At 67.3% G+C, this 6,323-nt stretch carries 6 protein-coding genes; 3 read left to right on the top strand and 3 right to left on the bottom strand.

Going from position 1 to position 6,323, the window contains the following annotated elements; translation table 11 throughout:
- Positions 1 to 570: 570 nt before the first annotated feature.
- Positions 571 to 765, bottom strand: a complete 195-nt coding sequence (locus tag PSD17_RS03470) for a hypothetical protein (RefSeq protein WP_339121487.1) — start codon at positions 763 to 765, stop codon at positions 571 to 573.
- A 258-nt stretch (positions 766 to 1,023) separates the two neighbouring features.
- Between PSD17_RS03470 and PSD17_RS03465 the strand changes: the two genes are divergently transcribed.
- Entirely contained in the window at positions 1,024 to 1,386 is a 363-nt protein-coding gene (locus tag PSD17_RS03465; RefSeq protein WP_339121485.1) for a BlaI/MecI/CopY family transcriptional regulator, read from the top strand.
- 140 nt (positions 1,387 to 1,526) lie between these two features.
- Here the strand turns inward: PSD17_RS03465 and PSD17_RS03460 are convergent, their stop codons facing one another.
- Positions 1,527 to 2,099, bottom strand: a complete 573-nt coding sequence (locus tag PSD17_RS03460) for a hypothetical protein (protein ID WP_339121483.1) — start codon at positions 2,097 to 2,099, stop codon at positions 1,527 to 1,529.
- Between the two features lie 718 nt (positions 2,100 to 2,817).
- Here PSD17_RS03460 and PSD17_RS03455 point away from each other — a divergent pair.
- Both PSD17_RS03455 and PSD17_RS03450 read left to right on the top strand, forming a co-directional pair.
- Complete coding sequence (locus tag PSD17_RS03455; protein WP_339121481.1) at positions 2,818 to 3,927, top strand: PLP-dependent cysteine synthase family protein; 1,110 nt, start codon at positions 2,818 to 2,820, stop codon at positions 3,925 to 3,927.
- Positions 3,927 to 5,678 carry an MFS transporter gene (locus tag PSD17_RS03450; protein WP_339121480.1) on the top strand — a complete coding sequence of 584 codons (1,752 nt, stop codon included), beginning with the start codon at positions 3,927 to 3,929 and terminating at the stop codon, positions 5,676 to 5,678. The genes PSD17_RS03455 and PSD17_RS03450 overlap by 1 nt, the downstream gene beginning before the upstream one ends.
- A gap of 535 nt (positions 5,679 to 6,213) precedes the next feature.
- Here PSD17_RS03450 and PSD17_RS03445 read toward each other — a convergent pair.
- Positions 6,214 to 6,321 (bottom strand): ATP-binding protein, encoded by a 108-nt coding sequence (locus tag PSD17_RS03445; RefSeq protein WP_339121489.1) that lies wholly within the window; start codon positions 6,319 to 6,321, stop codon positions 6,214 to 6,216.
- Between the last annotated feature and the right edge of the window lie 2 nt (positions 6,322 to 6,323).

Below are 6,323 nucleotides of genomic sequence, written 5' to 3'. Positions count from 1 at the left end.
CAGGGGCAACGAGTCATGCCGTGGCCGGTGGCCTGCAAGCCCTCACCGGGCTTGATCAAGAAGGTAACGGGGGCATCTCGCTCATCGTTGGGCCACCATGTCATCGTGTGTGGGCGAATCGAGGGCACTGCCGCCGAAAGCATCCCGCACCCAACATCGTGGGGAGGTCGACGAAGAGTCGGCCCTCGTTGAACTGCGGCGGAACCGAATCACCGTCATGGCGACCTCTCCCCGTACCGCAGCCGGTGTACCGCCGCGTCTCGTCTCGTGTCGTTCTCTGAGGATGGAGGGTGGGGGTCGGCGTCACGATGGGGCGCATACCCGAGCTGTCGGGGCCGTCCCCAGACGATTTCGTCGGGTCTACCCCACCTCGACCTGCCAGGTCGAACGGTCCCGGCCTCAAGCCAGTGGGTTTGTCTCGGTGACCGCCATCGCTCAGCCGTCCGCGTCCCGCGCCGCAAGCAAAGTCAGTGGCAAGACCAATTCGTCCGGCTCAGGTTCGGGCTGAGCGCTCGAGCCCTCCAGCCTTCAACGCGGGTTGGGGCCTGGCCTGTGTCCCGGTCTGTTCGGTCACCGCCGGGACACGACCACTACCCCGACGATGATCAGAACGGCGCCCATGGGGTAGCCGATCAGCAAGTCCTGCCCGCTCATGACCTGCACGTTCGCCAGATGGATCGCCACATGTACGACGATCATGACCACGCCTATGGCCGCGACGGCCCACCCCGCGATTCGCCTCAGCATCCAGCGCCGGTACTGCACGCGAAGTGTGGACGCGGGGTCACGGGAGTCCCTCGCGGGGTGGGTCCGGGGAGCGGACGAGCCTTGCAGTGTCCCGTCTGGTCGAGGCTGCGCGCCGGCTCGCTTCCTCTTCGGCATGGCACCCCTTCGATCTGCGCTCGACCAGCTACGATCTACGCACGAAGATAGTAGCTGAGCTTGGGTGCACGGTCGCTACGCTGCTGAGGTCAGAACGGCGCGGCCCGTCGATTCGTCGGCCGGAAATGGACCGGGGGACTGGTGCGACAGCTAGGAGTTCTCGAAGGCGTGGTCATGAACGAGCTGTGGGCCGCCGGCGGCTCAGGCACGGTGCGCGAGATGGTCGATCGGCTCCGCACACAACGAGACCTGGCCTACACCACAATCCTGTCCACGATGGGGAATCTTGTGGAGAAGGGCTACCTGACTCGTACCCCCGAAGGACGCGCACATCGCTACCACGCCGTGATGACTCGCGCAGGGTATGCAGCGCAGCTCATGCGCGAGGCGATGGTCCGTGGCGGCAACTCAGACCTGGTCCTTCTCCAGTTCGCCGAGGGCCTGACCGTTGAGCAGCAGGACCGGCTGAAGCGCGCGCTCGGCGGCTCGAACGACTCGGCCTGAGCTGAGCCCACCCCGCAGGGCGGCTGCGCAGGAGGCAGCGCGCGTCGTGACATACAACCACCGGCCGCCTCTGCTCGATCGTTCCGCTGCAAACCGGCTCAGGCGCCCAATCGTTCCGAGCGCCCGGCCCATCCTGGAGGTCATGCACCTTCGCCGCGCAGCGCTCTCCGAGGTGTCGACAACCAGACGAGGGCAGCTCCAGCAATGACGAGGGTCGTCACACCGACGACTGGTTGAATCGAGCCCCAGGTCGACAGCGCGCCGACGTCTCCCAGTAGGGCCACAGCCGCCTTGTTGCACGATGGGCATCCAACTGCAAGCAAGGTGAGGGCAGTGATGAAGGTCGACCAGCGGTACGCTTGCCGGCGGCGCGCACCGGGTGCGGCAGTGGACCAGACCACGCCGAGCAACACTGCGCCGATGATCAGTGCATAGTCCCACCACCGCACCGGTGTCATGCGTGTGAAGATGGGATTCGGCACGACGTCGCTGGGAATGCCTGCGGCCGCCGTGATGAGTATGCCGGTGGTCGCGCCGCGGCCGAGCCGTTCGAAAACGGGCTCGGCGCGCGCAGGCGCGCCGACGACCGCGCCAGCGACACCCGCAGCGGCCCGCGTGCATTCGGTAGCGAGCGGGGTGGGTTCGAGGTGCACGCGAGACTGGGGGTCGGCGGGCTCAGTCGCCGAACAGATCACGTCATCCTCCGGGGTCACGCAAACGCTGCCTGCCTGTGTCGCACGATAGTGGGTATCTACGGACTTGCATAGTAGGAGGGCGTCCACGGTTCCTCACTGACTGATATCGTTCGATCACTGTGAGCACTCGTCGAAGTGGATCCGGGACAGCGGAGGGAGGTAGCCGGTTCCCCCGCACCTACGCGATCTTCGTGATGGTCCTGCTGGCGCTTGTGTTGCCTGCAGCCGCATGCGGCGGGTCCGGCGCGTCCGGCCCTCCCTCGTCCGCCGCGCACGCTCCTGGCACACCGGCCGAGCGACCGGTCTACCTACGGGCTTCCCTCCCCACTCTCTCGGGTGCGCCATCGAAGCCCGAGGGCGCCAGCGGCCCCTCCGGTCGTTTCCACAGTCGTGCCGTTGAGTTGTCCTCCGTGACCGAAAGCTCACACAACGGCCCTGGCTGTTATGACACGTCTGATCACGTTGCGATGGCGCCCCGCGCGCGGATCTCGGATCGGGCGGTGCCCCGCACGATCGCAGCTGTTGTGGCCTCACGGTCTGCTTCAGTGGCGGACGAAGGACAGCCAGGGCCCAACGCCTCGGTGGCCCAGCCGCTCGCCGGGCGATGCCTCCTTCAGCGGTTGGAAGTGGCGCGGACCTAGAGATGAGGCTGCGGCGGCCACCCCCGCCGCGTCCTAGCCGACATTGCTCCCCGCGGCGCGGGCTCGCGCCGCCTTGCCCTTCGAGGTCCATCTGCATGATCACTGATATCGATGTTGCGGTCAGCGCGCCCTCGGCTTTCATCCATCACCGTGCGCCCAGGCTCAGCGACGCGGTCGGCAACACTCCGGTGGTGTGGATCGATGCGCCGTTCACCGGGGGTGGCCGCGGGTTCTGGGCCAAGCTTGAGGGGGCGAATCCCGGTGGCATCAAGGACCGGCCGGGTCTGCACATGGTTCGACGCGGACGTGAGCGCGGCGAACTCCGCCCCGGGGGACGCATCGTTGAATCGACCAGCGGCACACTAGGCCTCGGCCTGGCTCTGGCCGGGATCGCGCACGGTCACCCGGTGACGTTGGTGAGCGACCCCGGCATGGAACCGTTGATGTATAGGCTGCTGCGCGCATACGGGGCTGAAGTCGTCACCGTTGATCGTCCCGCCGAGGTCGGCGGATGGCAACAAGCTCGTCGCGACCGGGTCCAAGCTCTGCTCGACGCCGAACCCGACGCGTGGTGCCCAGACCAGTACAGCAACCCGGACAATGTTGAGGCCTACCGACCGCTTGCCCACGAGCTGCGCCACCAGCTCGGCGATGTCGACGTACTCGTGTGCTCGGTCGGCACGGGAGGCCACTCGGCTGGGATTGCCCGGAGCCTACGCCAGTTCAGTCCGAGGCTGAGGGTAGTCGGTGTCGATACGGTGGGCTCCACGATCTTCGGGCAGCCGGCTGGAACACGCCTTATGCGCGGTCTGGGATCGAGCATCCACCCGCTCAACGTCGACTACCAGGCATTCGATGAGGTCCACTGGGTCGCCCCCGCCGAAGCCGTGTGGTCGTGCCGCGCCATGGCCGCGGCCAGCTACGCCAGCGGAGGCTGGAGCGTTGGTGCCGTCGGCCTCGTCGCGGGATGGCTGGCTCGGTCATCGGCGCCCGGCACTCGGATCGCGGCGGTGTTTCCCGACGGCCCTCAGCGCTACTTCGACACGGTCTTCAACGACGACTACTGCGAGCGCCGTGGGCTCCTCGGTCACCGGCCAGCTCGCGAACCAGATGAACTCGACCACCCGCGTGAGCGAGTCGTGGAGCGCTGGACCCGGTGCTCGACCGTGATCGACCCGCGTGCAGAGGGTGGGACCCCGTCTTGATGCGGACGTTGAGCCAGTATCGGTCGTTCCCGCAGTCGGTACAGCTGCTGTTGCTCAACCAGCTGACGATCAACGTCGGGTTCTACATGCTCATCCCGTACCTGGCCGACCACCTCTCCCAGGACCTCGGGTTGGCTACCTGGTTGGTCGGGCTCATCCTCGGCGTCCGCAACTTCTCCCAGCAGGGGATGTTCCTGATCGGCGGCAGCCTGGCCGATCGGTACGGCTACAAGCCGCTCATCGTCGCGGGTTGCGCGTTGCGCACCGCAGGGTTCGCCCTGCTGGGGCTGGTCGACAATGTCCCGGCCTTGATCGCGGCGGCGGCGGCGACGGGATTCGCAGGGGCTCTGTTCAACCCGGCCGTGCGCGCATACCTCGCTCAGGACTCGCGCGAGCGCCGAGTCGAGGCGTTCGCACTGTTCAGTGTCTTCTACCAGGCAGGCATCCTGGTCGGGCCCCTCGTCGGCCTCGCCCTGACGGGTTTGGCGTTTTCGATCACTTGTCTGGTCGCTGCAGGCGTGTTCGCGCTGCTCACCCTGCTGCAGTTGCGTGCTCTGCCGGCCCGCCGCGGCGATGAGCAGGAAGCTAGTACTGACTCGACGGCGGCCCGCGGTGAGCCCTCCTCGGTTCTCCGTCAGTGGGCCCGCGTCGCCTCGAGCCGTGGCTTCTTGTTGTTCTCGCTGGCCATGATTGGCTCGTACGTATTGTCGTACCAGGTGTATCTCGCGCTGCCCCTGCAGGCTCGGGCGATCGCGACAGCGGTGGACCCAACGGTGCTGGTCGCCGCGGTGTTCGCCGTGTCTGGCGGGGTCACGATCACCGCTCAAATGGGGGTCACGGCGTGGTGCCGGCGCCGGTGGGGCCCCGGACTGGCCCTCAGCCGCGGACTGCTCGTTCTCGCGCTCGCCTTCGTACCGATGCTGCTCGGCGAAGCACTGCTGGCGGTGCTGCCAGCCCTCGCCCGCAGCACTGCGGGGACTGTCTTGGCTACCGTGTGCCTGCTGCTGGCCGCAGCCATTCTGGCACTGGGAACGGCGGTGGTCTTCCCATTCGAAATGGACACGATCGTCGCGTTGTCCAAAGGACGCCTCGTCGCGACGCATTACGGCCTCTACAACACTGTCTGTGGTGTCGGGATCCTTCTCGGTAATCTCGGCACAGGGTGGGCACTCGACCTTGCCAGAGGCGCAGGGGCGGCTCCGGTGCCCTGGGCCGTGCTGATCGCCATCGGGGCGCTCTCGGCGGCTGCGTTGGCTATCCTACACAGGCGCGGTCTGCTGACAGCGCAGCCTTCTACTCCACCAACCGAGCCCCCCGATGGGCAATGCGTCAGTAACGATGACGCGGGCACCCTTGACCCGGTTCCCGATGTTCTCGACGACAACGGCGAGCGTACTGCGCCATTCGCGCCAGACGCGCAGCTCTACAACGGCCAGTGGTTTCCGGAGAGCCCGACACAGCCCATACCTGTTCACCGGCTGTCCCGTGCCAGAGTCATGCATCCGTTGGCACCGGTTTGCCCCCCAGCTCAAGTGCGAGCATCGACGGTACGGCAACCGGCCACTTTGGCGGCCACGTGCGCCACCTCGTCGACAGAGCCACCCGGTCGAGCGAGGGCGCGTCGGCCTGCGATTGCTGATCATTGGGATGGCCGAGCCCGCGCCGGGCGCGGGATGGGCCCCTGGAGGCCAGAGCTGGACCGGCGGCCGGCCGCCTTGTTCGACCCGACCTACCAGTCCCTCAACCCGTAGTGCAGGTCCGCTAGCCCGATTGGCCTTGCCGGGGAGCCGGCGGGACCGGCGCTCGCGGGCCCGCTCCAGTCGGAAGTAGCCCGGCGCGGCGACCGCGGTCTGCAGTCGGCCTCCCCTCGCCAGCACGACGCGCCGGTGCGCTGAGCCCCCACCAGCGTACGCTCCCGCGGGGCATGCCCGTACGGTCGGTCGGCGAGCGCAGCACGCCCGACTCGCTTGTCTTCGCTGCGCCGTCCTTCCGGGGGGAGGTTCGCGATAGCCGGCTCAGACAACACCTCCCACCGCGGAGCCAGCGCACGAGCCCGCATCGACCGACTATCTCCGTAGCAGGACAGTAGGTTACGGACGTTGGTGGGATGGCGTGGGGCTGCACCCTCCTCCTGAACCGATCAAGTGCGACCACCGCGGAGCCAGGTGCGGGTGGGTTTTCGAACTGCCAGGCCGGCTTTGGGAGCGACGGGGAGGGAAGGCGTGTCAACGGCGGCTGAAACCTGAGCGGGAAACGACGCCTGAAAAGTGACCACCCTGGGGCGGGTCAGTCGCTGGTTCGGTCTTTGGCGAGGAGTTCGCGGCGGGCGCGAGTGCGGTAGGAGTCGCCGGTGAGGGTGAGGACCTCGGCGTGGTGGACGAGGCGGTCGATCATGG

The organism is Pseudonocardia sp. D17 (genome assembly GCF_036984265.1).
Lineage (GTDB): Bacteria > Actinomycetota > Actinomycetes > Mycobacteriales > Pseudonocardiaceae > Pseudonocardia > Pseudonocardia benzenivorans.
This window is presented reverse-complemented; position numbering and strand designations above follow the sequence as displayed.